Below are 17,312 nucleotides of genomic sequence, written 5' to 3'. Positions count from 1 at the left end.
CAGCGCAGCGGTCAGGGTGGTTTTACCGTGGTCAACGTGACCGATGGTGCCCACGTTTACGTGGGGCTTGGAACGTTCAAACTTTTCTTTTCCCATTTTCAGGATCCTCTAACTAAAAGTTTGTAAGTTGAGTTAAAGCTTAGGCTTTGGTTTTTGCGATGATTTCATCGGCAACGTTCTTCGGCGCTTCCGCGTACTTCAGGAACTCCATGGTGTAAGTGGCGCGGCCCTGAGTGGCAGAACGCAGGTCGGTCGCGTAACCGAACATCTCTGCCAGCGGAACTTCCGCATTGACAACTTTGCCAGAAGAGCTGTCTTCCATACCCTGGATCAGACCGCGACGACGGTTGAGGTCGCCAACCACGTCACCCATGTTCTCTTCCGGAGTAACCACTTCCACTTTCATCATCGGTTCCAGCAGTACCGCACCGCCCTTCTGGGCCAGCTGCTTGGTCGCCATGGAACCGGCGATTTTAAACGCCATCTCGTTGGAGTCCACATCGTGGTAGGAACCGTCGTACAGGGTCGCTTTCAGGCCCAGCAGCGGGTAGCCAGCCAGTACACCATTCTGCATCTGCTCTTCGATACCTTTCTGTACCGCCGGGATGTATTCCTTCGGTACCACACCGCCCACGATTTCGTTGACGAATTCCAGACCTTCCTGGGACTCGTCCTCGGCCGGCTCGAACTTCACCCATACGTGACCGTACTGGCCGCGACCACCGGACTGACGCACGAACTTGCCTTCGATCTCGGAGGTGTTGCGGATGGTCTCGCGATAGGCCACCTGCGGCTTACCGATATTCGCTTCCACGTTGAACTCGCGACGCATGCGGTCGACGATGATATCCAGGTGCAGCTCGCCCATACCGGAAATGATGGTCTGACCGGTTTCTTCATCGGTCTTCACACGGAAGGACGGGTCTTCCTGGGCCAGCTTGCCCAGTGCGATACCCATCTTTTCCTGGTCCGGCTTGGACTTCGGCTCTACCGCGACGGAGATTACCGGCTCCGGGAATTCCATGCGCTCCAGTACGATCTTGGCGCCTTCGGCACACAGGGTGTCACCGGTAGTCACATCCTTCAGGCCAATCGCCGCAGCGATGTCACCGGCCAATACCTCTTTGATCTCTTTGCGGTCGTTGGAGTGCATTTGCACCATACGACCAACACGCTCTTTCTTCATCTTCACGGAGTTGTAGACCGCAGTACCGCTTTCCAGCTTACCGGAATAAACACGGAAGAAAGTCAGAGTACCGACAAAGGGGTCGGTAGCAATCTTGAATGCCAGCGCAGCGAAGGGCGCATTGTCGTCGGCTTCGCGAGTCTCGACGGTTTCACCGTCTTCCAGTGTACCCTCGATGGCACGAACTTCGGTCGGTGCCGGCAGGTATTCAATAACCGCGTCCAGCATGGCCTGCACACCCTTGTTCTTGAACGCAGAGCCGCCCAGAACCGGTACGATTTCGTTGGCCAGAGTACGCTGACGGATGCCGGCCTTGACTTCCTCTTCGGTCAGCTCGCCTTCTTCCAGGTATTTCTCCATCAACTCTTCGTTGGCTTCCGCAGCCGCCTCCACCAGGAACTCGCGCATCTCGTCGCACTCGTCCTGCATGTCGGCCGGGATGTCGGCGTAATCGAAAGTCATACCCATGTCGTCTTCGTTCCACAGGATGGCCTTCATCTTGACCAGGTCGACAACACCTTTGAACTCGTCTTCAGAGCCAATGGTCATCTGCAGCGGCACGGCGTTGGCGTTCAGACGGGTTTTCAGCTGGCCGACAACCTTGCGGAAGTCTGCACCGGCGCGGTCCATCTTGTTCACGAAGACCATGCGCGGCACTTCGTACTTATTGGCCTGGCGCCATACGGTCTCGGTCTGCGGCTGTACGCCGGAGGAACCACACAGTACGACAACGGCGCCGTCGAGCACGCGCAGGGAGCGCTCTACTTCGATGGTGAAGTCAACGTGTCCGGGCGTGTCAATGATATTGACGCGGTGCTGGGGGAACTGCTGCTGCATGCCGGCCCAGAAACAGGTGGTCGCAGCAGAAGTAATGGTGATACCGCGCTCCTGCTCCTGCTCCATCCAGTCCATGGTGGCGGCGCCTTCGTGCACCTCACCAATCTTGTGGGACAGGCCGGTGTAGAAAAGTACGCGCTCGGTAGTCGTGGTTTTACCGGCGTCTACGTGGGCGCAGATACCGATATTACGGTAGCGTTCGATAGGCGTTTTACGTGCCACAGTTGTATCCTCGATATAACGGCAAAAGGCAGCTCGGTAAAACCTAGGCTGCCTTTCGGTATTAATTTCCGATGGTGGTATTCATCAGACTTAGAAGCGGTAGTGAGAGAACGCCTTGTTGGCTTCCGCCATACGGTGCACGTCTTCACGCTTCTTGACCGCGCCGCCCTTGTTTTGGGAAGCATCGATCATTTCGTTAGCCAGGCGCTGGGCCATGGACTTCTCGCCGCGCTTGCGGGAAAACTCCACCAACCAACGCATTGCCAGCGCCATGCGACGCGAGGGACGCACTTCAACCGGCACCTGGTAAGTCGCACCACCAACACGGCGGGACTTCACTTCCACCATCGGCGCGATATTTTCCAGGGACTCTTCGAAAACTTCGATAGGGTCTTTGTTAAGTTTTTCTGAAACCATGTCCAGGGCACCGTAAACGATGCTCTCTGCAACTGATTTCTTGCCGCTGATCATGACGTGGTTCATGAACTTGGCGAGGGTGACGTTCCCGAACTTGGGATCGGGCAGCACTTCGCGCTTGGCGACTACTCGTCTTCTTGGCATGGGATTGCCTCTCTTCAGGGTTACTCTGAGACGCCGCCGTACATCGATACAAATCGGCGAGCTCAGCCTTACTCCGGTTGGAAACCGAAACGCAAATCGTTAAAGGGGATTAACCTTTAGGACGCTTGGCGCCGTACTTGGAACGGCCCTGCTTGCGATCGTTGACGCCGGCACAGTCCAGTGCACCGCGCACAGTGTGGTAGCGCACACCCGGCAGGTCTTTAACACGACCGCCGCGAATCAGCACCACGCTGTGCTCCTGCAGGTTGTGGCCTTCACCGCCGATGTACGAAGTCACTTCGTAACCGTTGGTCAGGCGCACACGGCAAACCTTGCGCAGTGCAGAGTTCGGCTTCTTCGGTGTAGTGGTGTACACGCGAGTGCAAACTCCGCGACGCTGCGGGCTGGCCTGCAGAGCGGGAACGTCGCTTTTTTCGACTTTGCGTTTTCTCGGCTTACGAACCAACTGGTTGATCGTTGCCATTAAAAATCACTCCAAAAATAAAACGCCCCCACCTCGAGAGCGGGGGCCATCGTCTGTGTGTCCTGCCGGCCTACCATAAAGGCCGGGCAGAACACCCCACATAAGCGGGGGCCGCATTCTATAGGCGCGACCGCGCCCAGTCAATGCGGAATGATGAATGCTGAATGCGGAATCGCGGTCTGGTCAGGTGCCGCAGAGAGGCTTTTGTCCGCGATTCTGACCCCTCGTGAGCGGGGAGTCAGTTCGCGGCCGTGGGCCGCTCCTACAGCACAGGCTCAGATCGCGTATTCCGCATTCCGCATTCCGCTTTCATCATTCGCCCGAAGACTTCAGCGCCTCGGTCAGGGCCGCTTCCACCTCGGCGGCGGACGGGCCTTCGCCGAAGCCTTCTTCCAGCTGCAGGCTGCGCTTGCGTTTGCGCTCGGTGTGGTGCGCCAGGCCGGTACCGGCCGGGATCAGGCGACCAACCACCACGTTTTCCTTCAGGCCGCGCAGGCTGTCTTCCTTGCCGGTCACTGCCGCCTCCGTCAGTACGCGGGTGGTCTCCTGGAAGGAGGCCGCGGACAGGAAGGACTCGGTGGCCAGGGATGCCTTGGTGATACCCAGCAGCAGGCGCTCGAACTGGGCCGGCTGCTTGTTCTCGGCGCGCAGGCGCTCGTTTTCTTCGATGACCCGCTGGTACTCCACCTGGTCGCCCTTGATGAACTCGGAATCGCCCATCTCCAGGATTTCCACCTTGCGCAGCATCTGGCGCACGATCGTTTCGATGTGCTTGTCATTGATGCCCACACCCTGGAGGCGGTAAACCTCCTGGATCTCGTTGGTGATGTAGCGCGCCAGCTCCTCGACGCCCTTCAGGCGCAGGATGTCGTGCGGATTGGACGGGCCATCGGAGATAACCTCGCCCTTCTCCACGGTTTCACCCTCGAACACGGTCAACTGGCGGTGTTTCGGGATCAGCACCTCGTAGTGATCCTTGCCGTTCGGCAGCGGCTTGCCATCGGCCGGGGTGATCTGCAGGCGTACCTTGCCCTTGGTCTCCTTGCCGAAGGACACGGTCCCGGAGATCTCCGCCAGGATGGACGGCTCCTTCGGCTTGCGCGCCTCGAACAGGTCGGCAACTCGTGGCAGACCACCGGTGATGTCCTTGGTACCACCGGACTCCTGCGGAATACGCGCGACGATATCACCCACGTTCACCTTGTCCTGGTCCTTCAGGCTCAGGATGGCGCGCGGCGGCAGCGCGTAGTGCGCCGGCGCGTTGCTGTTGGCCAGGGTCAGCTCTTCGCCGTTCTCATCCACCAGGGTCACCGCCGGGCGCAGGTCCTTACCCGCAGCCGGGCGCTCGGCGGGATCGATCACCTCGATAGAGGACAGGCCGGTGATCTCGTCGGTCTGTTTGCGGATCGACAGGCCCTCTTCCATACCGGACAGCTTCACCCAACCGGCCACCTCGGTAATGATCGGGTGGGTGTGCGGGTCCCACTTGGCCACTATCTGGCCGCCGTCGACCTCGGCACCTTCGGCCACGGTGATGGAGGCACCGTAGGGCAGCTTGTAGCGTTCACGCTCGCGACCGGAGCTGTCGGCGATAGCCAGCTCACCGGAGCGGGAAACCGCTACCAGGTGGCCCGCCTCAGTCTTCACGGTCTTCACATTGTGCAGGCGCACGGTACCCTCCTGCTTCACCTGGATACTGTCCGCGGCGGAGGCGCGGCTCGCCGCACCACCGATGTGGAAGGTCCGCATGGTCAACTGGGTGCCCGGCTCACCGATGGACTGGGCGGCAACCACACCGACGGACTCACCGGAGTTGGCGCGGTGACCACGGGCCAGGTCGCGGCCGTAACACTGGGAACAGATACCGTGGGCTGTCTCGCAGGTAATCGGCGAACGCACGATCACCTCGTCGATCCCCATGGTCTCGATACGCTCGACCCACTTCTCATCGATCATGGTGCCGGCCGGTACCGCGATCTCATCGCTGCCGGGCTTGATCACGTCGCGCGCCACTACACGGCCGAGAATGCGGTCACCCAGTGACTCGATCACATCGCCGCCTTCAATGACCGGCGCCATGGTCAGGCCGTCGTCGGTACCACAATCTGGCTCCGTGATCACCACATCCTGGGCCACATCCACCAGACGGCGGGTCAGGTAACCGGAGTTGGCGGTCTTCAGTGCCGTATCCGCCAGACCTTTACGGGCACCGTGGGTGGAGATGAAGTACTGCAGTACGTTCAGGCCTTCACGGAAGTTCGCGGTAATGGCGTTCTCGATAATGGAACCGTCCGGACGCGCCATCAGGCCGCGCATACCGGCCAACTGGCGAATCTGCGCCTCACTACCACGAGCGCCGGAGTCGGCGTACATGTACACGGAGTTGAAGGAATCCTGCTCGGTCTCCTTGCCCTCGCGATCGATCACCGGCTCTTTCTTGATACCGGCCATCATCGCCTGGGTCACCTTGTCGTTGGTGCGGGACCAGACGTCGATTACCTTGTTGTACTTCTCGCCGGCAGTAACCAGGCCGGAGGCGAACTGGCTCTCGATCTCCTTCACTTCCGCTTCGGCACTCTCGATCAGCTCGGCCTTGGCCGCCGGGATCTCGAAGTCGTTCACACCGATGGAAGAACCGGACTTGGTGGAGAAGTCGAAACCGGTGTACATCAGCTGGTCGGCAAAGATAACGGTCGCCTTCAGGCCCACCTTGCGGTAGCACTCGTTGAGAATGCGCGAGATGGCCTTCTTCTTCATCGGCTGGTTGACCATATCGAAAGGCAGGCCTTCCGGTACGATATTCCACAGCAGTGCGCGGCCGACGGTGGTGTCGTAGACCTTGCGGGACGGATGCTTCTCGCCGTCTTCCCCGACTACCGCCTCGTCAATACGAACCTTCACGCGCGCCTGCAGGCCCACCTGCTTGGCGTAGAAGGCGCGGCTCACTTCCTTGATATCGGCGAAGAACATGCCTTCGCCCTTGTCGTTGACGCGCTCGCGGGTCATCCAGTAGAGCCCCAGTACCACGTCCTGGGATGGCACGATAATCGGCTCGCCGTTGGCGGGCGACAGGATGTTGTTGGTGGACATCATCAGCGCGCGGGCTTCCATCTGCGCCTCGATGGTCAGCGGCACGTGCACCGCCATCTGGTCACCGTCGAAGTCGGCATTGTAGGCCGCACACACCAGCGGGTGCAGCTGGATGGCCTTACCTTCAATCAGCACCGGCTCGAACGCCTGGATACCCAGGCGGTGCAGGGTCGGGGCGCGGTTCAGCAGCACCGGGTGCTCGCGGATCACCTCGTCGAGGATATCCCAGACCACGGCCTCTTCGCGCTCAACCATCTTCTTGGCCGCCTTGATGGTGGTGGCCAGGCCGCGGGTTTCCAGCTTGCCGAAAATAAACGGCTTGAACAGCTCCAGGGCCATCTTCTTGGGCAGGCCACACTGGTGCAGGCGCAGGGTCGGGCCGACCACGATCACGGAACGACCGGAGTAGTCGACGCGCTTACCCAGCAGGTTCTGGCGGAAGCGACCCTGCTTACCCTTGATCATGTCCGCCAGGGACTTCAGCGGGCGCTTGTTGGAGCCGGTGATGGCGCGGCCGCGACGGCCGTTATCCAGCAGCGCGTCCACGGATTCCTGCAGCATGCGCTTTTCGTTGCGCACGATGATGTCCGGCGCGTTCAGTTCCAGCAGGCGCTTCAGGCGGTTGTTGCGGTTGATCACCCGGCGGTACAGGTCGTTCAGGTCGGAAGTCGCGAAGCGACCACCGTCCAGCGGCACCAGCGGGCGCAGATCCGGCGGCAGCACCGGCAGCGCCTGCATGATCATCCACTCAGGATCATTGCCGGACTTGTAGAAAGCTTCCAGCAGCTTCAGGCGCTTGGACAGCTTCTTGATCTTGGTCTCGGAGTTGGTCGCCGGGATCTCCTCGCGCAGGCGCTGGATTTCAGACGGCAGGTCGATGTCGTGCATCAGCTCCTGGATGGCCTCGGCACCCATCTTGGCTTCGAACTCGTCGGCGAACTCTTCCATCGCCTCGAAGTACTGCTCGTCGTTCAGCAGCTGGCCGCGCTCCAGGGTCGTCATACCCGGATCGGTTACCACGTAGGATTCAAAATACAGCACGCGCTCGATATCGCGCAGGGTCATGTCCAGCAGCAGGCCGATACGGGACGGCAGGGACTTCAGGAACCAGATGTGCGCGACCGGGCTGGCCAGCTCGATATGGCCCATGCGCTCGCGACGCACCTTGGCCTTGGTCACTTCAACGCCGCACTTTTCGCAGATGATGCCGCGGTGCTTCATGCGCTTGTACTTGCCGCACAGGCACTCGTAGTCCTTCACCGGACCGAAGATCTTGGCGCAGAACAGGCCTTCGCGCTCCGGCTTGAAGGTACGGTAGTTGATGGTCTCCGGCTTTTTCACTTCGCCGTAGGACCAGGAGCGGATCATGTCCGGCGAAGCCAGACCGATACGAATAGCGTCAAATTCTTCCAGCTGTTCCCGGTCTTTCACCAGGTTTAACAAATCTTTCAAGGCCTTTCCTCCACTAGGGGGTAGTCATCCCGGCTTACACCACTTGGAGCCGGGCGGGCCGGCGGCCCGATTACTGGCGGGCCGCCGGTCTCAATCTACTTAATCCAACAACGGGCTTTTCTTACTCGTGCTCCAGCTCGAAATTCATGCCGAGGGAGCGGATTTCCTTGACCAGTACGTTGAAGGATTCCGGCATACCCGGTTCCATGCGGTGGTCGGAATCCACGATGTTCTTGTACATCTTGGTCCGGCCTTCCACGTCATCGGACTTGACCGTGAGCATTTCCTGCAGCGTGTAGGCGGCGCCGTAGGCTTCCAGCGCCCAGACCTCCATCTCACCGAAGCGCTGGCCACCGAACTGAGCCTTACCACCCAGCGGCTGCTGGGTAACCAGGCTGTAGGAACCGGTGGAACGCGCGTGCATCTTGTCGTCCACCAGGTGGTTCAGCTTCAGCATGTACATGTAGCCCACAGTGACCGGGCGCTCGAAGGCATCGCCGGTGCGGCCGTCGTGCAGGGTGATCTGGCCGGAGTCCGGGATATCCGCCAGGCGCAGCAGCTGCTTGATCTCGCTCTCGTCGGCACCATCGAAGACCGGCGTTGCCATGGGCACACCGCGGCGCAGGTTTTCCGCCATCGCCAACACTTCATCATCGGTCAGCTGATCCAGTTCCTCGACGCGACCGCCGGTGGAGTTGTAGACCTCCTCCAGGAATCCGCGCACCTTGGCAACTTCCTGCTGCTCCTTGACCATGCGGTCGATCTTCACGCCGAGACCCTTGGCGGCCATACCCAGGTGCATTTCCAGTACCTGGCCCACGTTCATCCGCGAGGGCACGCCCAGCGGGTTCAGCACGATATCCACCGGCTCGCCGTTCTGGTCGTAGGGCATGTCCTCGACCGGCTTGATCACGGAGATAACACCCTTGTTACCGTGGCGACCGGCCATCTTGTCGCCCGGCTGGATGCGGCGCTTGATCGCCAGGTAGACCTTGACGATTTTCAGCACGCCCGGCGCCAGGTCGTCACCGGATTCCAGCTTCTTCTTCTTGTCCTCGAAGGCTTCGTCGAGCAGCTTGCGACGCTCTTTGAGCTGCGCCTCGGCTTTTTCAAGCTGCTCGTTGAGGCTCTCTTCCGCCATGCGCAGCTTGAACCAGTCCTCGCGCGGCAGGTTGGCCAGCACGTCTGCACTGAGCACGTCGCCTTTCTTGACGCCCTTGCCGCCTGCGGCCTTCTGGCCTTCCAGCGCCGCCTGCAGGCGCTCGAAGGTGGCGCCTTCGACGATGCGGTATTCCTCGTTCAGGTCCTTGCGTACCTCGTCCAGCTGCGCCTTCTCGATATCGATGGAGCGCTGGTCTTTCTGCAGGCCGTCGCGGGTGAATACCTGTACATCAATCACGGTACCGCGGGTGCCGGACGGTGCGCGCAGGGAAGTGTCCTTCACGTCGGACGCCTTCTCACCGAAGATGGCGCGCAGCAGCTTCTCTTCCGGCGTCAGCTGGGCTTCGCCTTTCGGCGTCACCTTGCCCACCAGGATATCGCCGGCGCCCACTTCGGCACCAATGTAGACGATGCCGGACTCGTCCAGCTTGTTCAGCGCGGACTCGCCCACATTGGGGATATCCGCAGTGATTTCCTCGCTGCCCAGCTTGGTGTCGCGGGCAATACAGGTCAGCTCCTGGATATGGATGGTGGTGAAGCGATCTTCCTGCACCACGCGCTCACTGATCAGGATAGAGTCCTCGAAGTTGTAACCGTTCCAGGGCATGAAGGCGATACGCATGTTCTGGCCCAGGGCCAGCTCACCCAGGTCCACGGAAGGACCGTCGGCGAGGATATCGCCGCGCGCAACCACGTCGCCGGTCTTCACGATCGGACGCTGGTTGATGCAGGTGTTCTGGTTGGAACGGGTGTATTTGGTGAGGCCATACAGGTCCACACCGGCTTCACCGGCTTCCACCTCGTCGTCGTGTACACGCACAACCACACGGCTGGCGTCGACACGCTCGATCACACCGCCGCGACGTGCCACCACACAGACGCCGGAATCACGCGCTACGGTGCGCTCCATACCGGTGCCCACCAGAGGCTTCTCGGCGCGCAGGGTCGGTACCGCCTGGCGCTGCATGTTCGAGCCCATCAGGGCGCGGTTGGCGTCATCGTGTTCCAGGAACGGAATCATTGCCGCGGCCACGGAAACTACCTGGCGCGCGGACACGTCCATGTACTGGATCTCGTCCGGGGTCTTCAGGGTAAATTCGTTGTGGTGACGCACGCTGACCAGGTCGTCGGTAAAACGACCCTTTTCGTCCACAGCAGCGGACGCCTGGGCGATCACATAGTTGGCCTCGTTGATCGCGGACAGGTATTCGATCTCGTCGGTCGCCTGGCCGTCGACCACCTTGCGGTACGGGCTCTCGAGGAAGCCGTAGTGGTTGGCGCGCGAGTAGGTGGCCAGGGAGTTGATCAGGCCGATGTTCGGGCCTTCCGGTGTCTCGATCGGGCAGACGCGGCCGTAGTGCGTCGGGTGCACGTCGCGCACCTCGAAGCCGGCGCGCTCGCGGGTCAGGCCGCCCGGGCCGAGTGCGGAGACGCGGCGCTTGTGGGTGACTTCCGACAGCGGGTTGTTCTGGTCCATAAACTGGGACAGCTGCGAGGAACCGAAGAATTCCTTCACCGCGGCCGCCACCGGCTTGGCGTTGATCAGGTCCTGTGGCATCAGGCCCTCGGACTCGGCCATGGACAGGCGCTCTTTCACCGCGCGCTCAACGCGCACCAGGCCCACACGGAACTGGTTTTCGGCCATCTCGCCCACGGAACGCACGCGACGGTTACCCAGGTGGTCGATGTCGTCCACCATGCCCTGGCCGTTGCGGATGTCGATCAGCGTCTTCAGTACGTCGACGATATCGTCCTTGCTCAGGGTGCCCTCACCGGTCTCATCTTCGCGACCCAGGCGGCGGTTGAACTTCATACGGCCGACCGCGGACAGGTCGTAGCGCTCGTCGGTGAAGAACAGGTTTTCGAACAGGGATTCCGCGGACTCCTTGGTCGGCGGCTCGCCCGGACGCATCATGCGGTAGATTTCCACCAGCGCTTCCAGCTGGGTCCGGGACGGGTCCGCGCGCAGGGTATCGGAAACAAAAGGACCGCGGTCCAGGTCGTTGGTGTAGAGCGTCTCGAGCTTCTTGACGTTCAGCGCGCGCAGCTTGGCGATCACTTCTTCGGTGATTTCGCTGTTACATTCGACGGCCACCTCACCGGTGGATTCGTCGATGACGTCGTGGGCCAGCACGCGGCCGTACAGATACTCCAGCGGCGCTTCCAGGTGCTCGACGCCAGCCTTCTCCAGTTGGCGGATATGGCGCGGGGTAATGCGGCGGCCTTCCTCGACGATGACCTTGCCCTTGCCATCCTTGATATCGAAGGAGGCAACATCGCCGCGCAGACGCGACGGGATCAGCTCGAGGCTGACATTGTCTTCGTGCAGGTCGAACACGCTGGTGTCGAAGAACATCTCCAGCATTTCCTGGGAACTGTAACCCAGGGCGCGCAGCAGGATGGTCGCCGGCAGCTTGCGGCGGCGGTCGATACGCACGTAGACCAGGTCTTTCGGGTCGAACTCGAAGTCCAGCCATGAGCCACGGTAGGGGATGACACGCGCGGCGTACAGCAGCTTGCCGGAGGAGTGGGTCTTGCCCTTGTCGTGATCGAAGAAAACACCCGGGGAGCGGTGCAGCTGGGAAACGATCACACGCTCGGTACCGTTGATCACAAAGGTACCGTTTTCGGTCATGAGCGGAATTTCGCCCATGTAGACTTCCTGCTCCTTGATGTCCTTGATGGACTTGCTGGCAGATTCTTTATCGTAAATGATCAGGCGCACACGCACCCGCAGCGGGCAGGCGTAGGTTACGCCACGCAGGGTACATTCCTTGACGTCGAAGGCCGGCTTGCCCAGGGTGTAGCTCACATACTCCAGGGCGGCATTGCCGGAATAGCTGACAATCGGAAATACGGACTTGAATGCCGCTTGCAGGCCGACGTCCAGACGCTCGTCGGGGCGCTTGTCGGCCTGTGTGAAATTGCGATAAGAATCCAGCTGTATCGCAAGAAGGAAAGGTACATCCATGACCTTAGGCAGTTTGCCGAAATCCTTGCGGATACGTTTTTTCTCAGTGTATGAGTAAGCCATTCATATTCCCCAGCTTGATCGGTGACAAGACTTCGTGGAGCCTCGGCCGCAATAGCGGCGATACGAAGCCCCTCCGGGCGAGAAGCCTCTGATCAGTGCAGTTATTCACTACACTGATCGGAAACCTCTCCATCAGTTGCGCTTTTCAGCTGCGTGCGGACTGCGGTAAGGTGTAAACACGGTCCGGGCGGTCATTCCGCCGTCGCAACTGACGCAAAAACCTCATTGCCGCAAACGGCAAAAAGGCCGGCGGACAAAAGTCCACCAGCCTTGCCGCTGCCGGGCGGGTTTCCCGACCGACAGCGGAGAGTCGCAACAACCGAATTACTTCAGTTCTACAGTTGCGCCAGCTTCTTCCAGCTGCTTCTTGGCATCTTCGGCTTCGTCTTTGCTCGCGCCTTCTTTCAGCGGGCTCGGAGCGCCGTCTACCAGTGCCTTGGCTTCTTTCAGGCCCAGGCCGGTGATACCGCGAACAACCTTGATCACGTTTACTTTCTTGTCGCCAGCAGAAGTCAGGATTACGTCGAATTCGTCCTTCTCTTCAGCAGCAGCTTCGCCGCCAGCCGGGCCGGCCATAACGGCAGCAGCGGCAGTTACGCCGAACTTTTCTTCCATTGCTTCGATCAGCTCGACAACGTCCTTAACGGACATTTCGGCAACAGCATTGATGATATCGTCTTTAGTCAGAGACATGAGTCAGTACCTGATTTGTATGAGCAGTAAACTGCTCTAAATTTGATTGAAAACCGCCACTTCGCCCAGCGAAGGATTTAGGCAGCTTCCTGCTCTTTTTGGTCGCGAATGGCCGCAATAGTGCGAACCAGCTTGCCAGCAGATGCTTCTTTCAACACGCTCATCAGTTTGGCGATCGCTTCATCGTAAGTCGGCAGGGTAGCCAACATTGCGACATCAGCAAGCGCACCTTCGAAGGCGGCACCTTTCAGTTCCAGCTTGTCATTGTCCTTGGCGAAAGCACTCAGGATGCGCGCACCGGCACCCGGGTGTTCCTTGGAAAATGCAATAATGCTGGGACCGACGAATTTCTCGGTGAGACATTCGTACTCGGTACCTGCCAGAGCGCGACGCGCCAGAGTGTTGCGGACGACTTTCAACCAAACGCCGTTCTCGCGAGCCTCTTTGCGCAGGGCTGTCATATCGTTCACGGTAACGCCGCGGGAATCCGCAACCACCGCCGACAGAGCACCCTCAGCAGCCTGCTGGACATCTGCGACAATCGCTTTCTTGTCTTCGAGTCCAATAGCCATAGTGTCACTCCTGGATTTGAAAAAAGACCGGGAATTCACTTCTCCCGATCCGTTCCGGTGCATAGAGCTCAAATCCAGTAAAAATACTGGTTTGGGCGACACCGTCTGCGTAGGCTCGGACCCTGTTTCGGCCAGCCTGGCCCAGGTCCGGATTAAGCCGGTAGCGCTAATACCTCAAACGCAACCGACACCTACGGTCTTTGACGGCCCGCATTCATGCCGAAGCAGTCGAGCGGACCCCAAAGTTCTGTTTGCCGCGGGCGCGGCATACGCCGCGCCCGCAAGCACAATTAAATATTCAGGGAAGCCTGGTCGATGGTCAGCCCCGGGCCCATGGTGGTGCTCAGGGTGATTTTCTTCAGGTATACGCCCTTGGCGGAGGCCGGCTTGACCTTCTTCAGGTCGGCAACCAGCGCTTCCAGGTTCTCTTTCAGCGCATTCAGGTCGAAAGCCACCTTGCCGATACCGCCGTGGATGATGCCGCCCTTGTCTGCGCGGAAACGCACCTGACCGGCCTTGGCGTTTTTCACCGCTGTAACCACGTCCGGGGTTACAGTGCCGGTTTTCGGGTTTGGCATCAGGCCGCGCGGACCGAGGATCTGGCCCAGCTGGCCCACTACGCGCATCGCATCCGGAGAGGCGATCACCACGTCGAAGTCCATCTTGCCGGCTTTGACGTCAGCGGCCAGTTCGTCCATACCCACCAGGTCGGCACCGGCTTCTTTCGCCGCGTCGGCGTTGGCGCCCTGGGTGAACACGGCTACGCGCACGTCTTTACCGGTGCCGTGCGGCAGGGTAGTGGCGCCGCGAACGGCCTGGTCGGATTTGCGCGGATCGATACCCAGGTTGATGGACGCATCGACAGTCTCGGCGAACTTCACGTTCGACAGCTCTTTCAGCAGGGCCACGGCTTCGTCGATACCGTAGGCTTTGCCCGCTTCTACCTTTTCAGCGATTGCGCGCTGACGCTTGCTCAGCTTGGCCATTTACACACCCTCCACTTCGATACCAGCACTGCGGGCGGAACCGGCGATAGTGCGCACGGCCGCGTCCATGTCGGATGCAGTCAGGTCGGGCATTTTGGTGGTGGCGATCTCTTCCAGCTGAGCGCGGGTAACCTTGCCCACTTTCTCAGTGTTCGGACGACCGGAACCGCTCTTGATCTTGGCAGCCTTACGCAGCAATACCGCGGCAGGCGGGGTCTTCATGATGAAGGTGAAGGAGCGATCGCTGTATACAGAGATCACTACCGGCACCGGCAGGCCCGGTTCCATACCCTGGGTCTGTGCGTTGAACGCCTTACAGAACTCCATGATGTTCACACCGTGCTGACCCAGCGCGGGGCCGACGGGCGGACTCGGGTTTGCCTGGCCTGCGGCCACTTGCAGCTTGATATAAGCTTCGACTTTCTTAGCCATTACAGCTCTCCTCTAGTTGGGTGTTAGCGCCCGCGCTGGACAACCGCAAGGTTGCAACGCCCGGCTCCCCTGATGCCCCGAAACGCCAGATTGCAATTTCCGGGGACGCGAAAACCCCCTTCCACCATGCGGCGAAAGAGGGCTGTAAACCTCACTGTCGGGATCAGGTCTTTTCTACCTGACCAAATTCCAGCTCTACCGGAGTGGAGCGACCGAAGATCAACACCGCCACGCGCAGGCGGCTCTTTTCGTAGTTGACCTCTTCCACCACACCGTTGAAATCGTTGAACGGACCATCGATAACCCGCACCATTTCGCCAGGCTCGAACAGGGTCTTGGGCTTCGGCTTGTCGACGGAATCATCGATGCGATTCAGGATAGCCTGCGCCTCGCGATCGGTAATCGGTGCCGGCTTGTCTGCCTTTCCGCCGATAAAGCCCAGCACACGGGGGGTTTCTTTCACCAGGTGCCAGGTATCGTCGTTCAGCTCCATTTCCACCAGCACATAACCGGGGAAGAACTTGCGCTCACTCTTGCGCTTCTGTCCGGCGCGCATTTCAACCACCTCCTCGGTGGGAACCAGCACCTCACCGAACAGGTGATCCATTTCGTGCAGCTCGATGCGCTCCTTCAGAGAGGAGGCCACGCGCTTCTCATAGCCGGAATAAGCCTGGACTACGTACCAATGCTTGGACATGCGTCAACCTTTAGCCGATAACCTTGGAGGCGGCCCAACCCAGGGCGGAATCCAGCGCCCACAGAATCAGCGCCATAATCAACACAAACACCACCACGATCAGGGTAGTCTGGGTCGCCTCCTGGCGCGTCGGCCAGACTACGCGGCGCACCTCAGTTTGCGCCTCCCGCAACAGGCTCCAGAAGGCATCGCCCTTGGCAGTATTGACCGCCACCACCAGCGCCACCACACAGAGTGCGACCATCGCCAGCACGCGGTAAAGCAGGGGGAATTCGGCGTAATAGGAGTTGCCCGCGACGGCAGCGCCGACCAGCAGCAGCACCAACAGCCACTTCAGACCGTCAAGACGAAAGGTTTTCGCCTCTACCTTAGCACTCATATATAGAAGCCCTTAGCGCACAAAAGCCAGAAAGCCTTAGCGCTTACAAACACACAAACCTCACACCTTCGCGGAGACCCGTGACGCCCTCAGGCACCCTCAACCATTGGCAAAAGGGATGGGGCGATTGAAAAGTTGGCAGGCCAGGAGGGACTCGAACCCCCAACAGCCGGTTTTGGAGACCGGTGCTCTACCAATTGAACTACTGGCCTGAAACTGGAATGCCGAAGCATCCGAAAAACGAGGGGGCGGATCTTAGCATCCTCCCCCGCATTTGGCAAAGCGCACCACCAAAGAACTCCAGCAGCGCAATCTGCAACAATCAGCCGAGCGGGAATTACTCGACGATCTTGGCAACAACGCCGGCGCCAACGGTACGGCCACCTTCGCGGATCGCGAAGCGCAGGCCATCTTCCATGGCGATCGGAGCAATCAGGGTAACAGTCATCTGAATGTTGTCACCCGGCATCACCATCTCGGTACCTTCCGGCAGCTCAACCGCACCGGTAACGTCGGTGGTACGGAAGTAGAACTGCGGACGGTAGCCTTTGAAGAACGGGGTGTGGCGACCACCTTCGTCCTTGGACAGAATGTACACTTCCGCTTCGAATTTGGTGTGCGGAGTGATGGAACCCGGCTTGGCCAGTACCTGACCACGCTCCACTTCGTCACGTTTGGTGCCGCGCAGCAGGGCGCCAATGTTCTCACCAGCACGACCTTCGTCCAGCAGCTTGCGGAACATTTCCACACCGGTACAGGTGGTGGTGGTGGTTTCCTTGATACCGACGATTTCGATCTCGTCGCCGGTCTTGATGATGCCACGCTCTACACGACCGGTTACCACGGTACCGCGACCGGAGATGGAGAATACGTCTTCAATCGGCATCAGGAACGGCTGGTCTACCGCGCGCTCCGGCTCCGGGATGTACTCGTCCAGGGTTTCAACCAGCTTCTTGACAGCGGTGGTACCCATTTCGTTGTCATCTTCGCCGTTCAGGGCCATCAGGGCAGAGCCGACGATGATCGGAGTGTCGTCACCCGGGAACTCGTACTGGTCCAGAAGTTCGCGAACCTCCATCTCCACCAGCTCCAGCAGCTCCTCGTCGTCGACCATGTCGGCCTTGTTCAGGAATACCACGATGTAAGGTACACCTACCTGACGGGACAGCAGGATGTGCTCACGAGTCTGCGGCATGGGGCCGTCAGCAGCGGAACAGACCAGGATAGCGCCATCCATCTGGGCGGCACCGGTGATCATGTTCTTAACGTAGTCGGCGTGTCCCGGGCAGTCTACGTGGGCGTAGTGGCGAACCGGGGACTCGTATTCCACGTGAGAGGTGGCAATGGTGATACCGCGCTCACGCTCTTCCGGCGCATTGTCGATACCGTCGAAGGCAACGGCGGCGCCGCCCCAGACTTCAGCGCAGACGCGGGTCAGCGCAGCGGTCAGGGTGGTTTTACCGTGGTCAACGTGACCGATGGTGCCCACGTTTACGTGGGGCTTGGAACGTTCAAACTTTTCTTTT

Annotated in this window: 13 protein-coding genes and 1 tRNA gene; all 14 read right to left on the bottom strand. The window is 59.9% G+C overall.

What is annotated here, in order from left to right; translation table 11 throughout:
- Positions 1 to 96 (bottom strand): GTP-binding protein (locus IG627_RS20085; RefSeq protein ID WP_226865486.1); only part of this gene is annotated, 96 nt, incomplete at its 3' end.
- A 43-nt stretch (positions 97 to 139) separates the two neighbouring features.
- On the bottom strand, positions 140 to 2,245 hold the full coding sequence (gene fusA, locus IG627_RS20080) for an elongation factor G (RefSeq protein WP_193195000.1): 2,106 nt from the start codon (positions 2,243 to 2,245) through the stop codon (positions 140 to 142).
- A gap of 90 nt (positions 2,246 to 2,335) precedes the next feature.
- Positions 2,336 to 2,806 (bottom strand): 30S ribosomal protein S7, encoded by a 471-nt coding sequence (gene rpsG / locus IG627_RS20075; RefSeq protein WP_067087073.1) that lies wholly within the window; start codon positions 2,804 to 2,806, stop codon positions 2,336 to 2,338.
- Between the two features lie 109 nt (positions 2,807 to 2,915).
- On the bottom strand, positions 2,916 to 3,290 hold the full coding sequence (gene rpsL, locus IG627_RS20070) for a 30S ribosomal protein S12 (protein ID WP_067150990.1): 375 nt from the start codon (positions 3,288 to 3,290) through the stop codon (positions 2,916 to 2,918).
- Between the two features lie 312 nt (positions 3,291 to 3,602).
- Positions 3,603 to 7,832 carry a DNA-directed RNA polymerase subunit beta' gene (rpoC, locus tag IG627_RS20065; protein WP_193194998.1) on the bottom strand — a complete coding sequence of 1,410 codons (4,230 nt, stop codon included), beginning with the start codon at positions 7,830 to 7,832 and terminating at the stop codon, positions 3,603 to 3,605.
- Between the two features lie 121 nt (positions 7,833 to 7,953).
- Positions 7,954 to 12,027 carry a DNA-directed RNA polymerase subunit beta gene (rpoB, locus tag IG627_RS20060; RefSeq protein ID WP_193194996.1) on the bottom strand — a complete coding sequence of 1,358 codons (4,074 nt, stop codon included), beginning with the start codon at positions 12,025 to 12,027 and terminating at the stop codon, positions 7,954 to 7,956.
- 324 nt (positions 12,028 to 12,351) lie between these two features.
- Positions 12,352 to 12,720: a 50S ribosomal protein L7/L12 gene (gene rplL / locus IG627_RS20055; RefSeq protein WP_226865485.1), complete on the bottom strand. Its 369-nt coding sequence runs from the start codon at positions 12,718 to 12,720 to the stop codon at positions 12,352 to 12,354.
- A 77-nt stretch (positions 12,721 to 12,797) separates the two neighbouring features.
- The gene (gene rplJ, locus IG627_RS20050; protein WP_193194994.1) at positions 12,798 to 13,292 is read right to left on the bottom strand and encodes a 50S ribosomal protein L10; all 495 of its coding nucleotides are present in this window, start codon (positions 13,290 to 13,292) and stop codon (positions 12,798 to 12,800) included.
- Positions 13,293 to 13,582: 290 nt separating this feature from the next.
- Positions 13,583 to 14,278, bottom strand: a complete 696-nt coding sequence (rplA, locus tag IG627_RS20045) for a 50S ribosomal protein L1 (protein WP_193194992.1) — start codon at positions 14,276 to 14,278, stop codon at positions 13,583 to 13,585.
- Positions 14,279 to 14,710, bottom strand: coding sequence for a 50S ribosomal protein L11 (rplK, locus tag IG627_RS20040; RefSeq protein ID WP_193194990.1), 432 nt, complete (start codon positions 14,708 to 14,710; stop codon positions 14,279 to 14,281).
- A 163-nt stretch (positions 14,711 to 14,873) separates the two neighbouring features.
- Positions 14,874 to 15,407: a transcription termination/antitermination protein NusG gene (nusG, locus tag IG627_RS20035; protein ID WP_091517132.1), complete on the bottom strand. Its 534-nt coding sequence runs from the start codon at positions 15,405 to 15,407 to the stop codon at positions 14,874 to 14,876.
- A gap of 10 nt (positions 15,408 to 15,417) precedes the next feature.
- On the bottom strand, positions 15,418 to 15,786 hold the full coding sequence (gene secE / locus IG627_RS20030) for a preprotein translocase subunit SecE (RefSeq protein ID WP_193194988.1): 369 nt from the start codon (positions 15,784 to 15,786) through the stop codon (positions 15,418 to 15,420).
- A gap of 136 nt (positions 15,787 to 15,922) precedes the next feature.
- Positions 15,923 to 15,998 (bottom strand) — tRNA-Trp (locus IG627_RS20025).
- Positions 15,999 to 16,123: 125 nt separating this feature from the next.
- On the bottom strand, positions 16,124 to 17,312 hold a 1,189-nt coding region (tuf, locus tag IG627_RS20020; RefSeq protein ID WP_193194987.1), incomplete at its 5' end, for an elongation factor Tu.

The organism is Microbulbifer taiwanensis, from assembly GCF_014904815.1.
GTDB lineage: Bacteria > Pseudomonadota > Gammaproteobacteria > Pseudomonadales > Cellvibrionaceae > Microbulbifer > Microbulbifer taiwanensis.
Note: the sequence above shows the minus strand (reverse complement) of the source record. Positions and strands in the feature narration are given on the sequence as shown.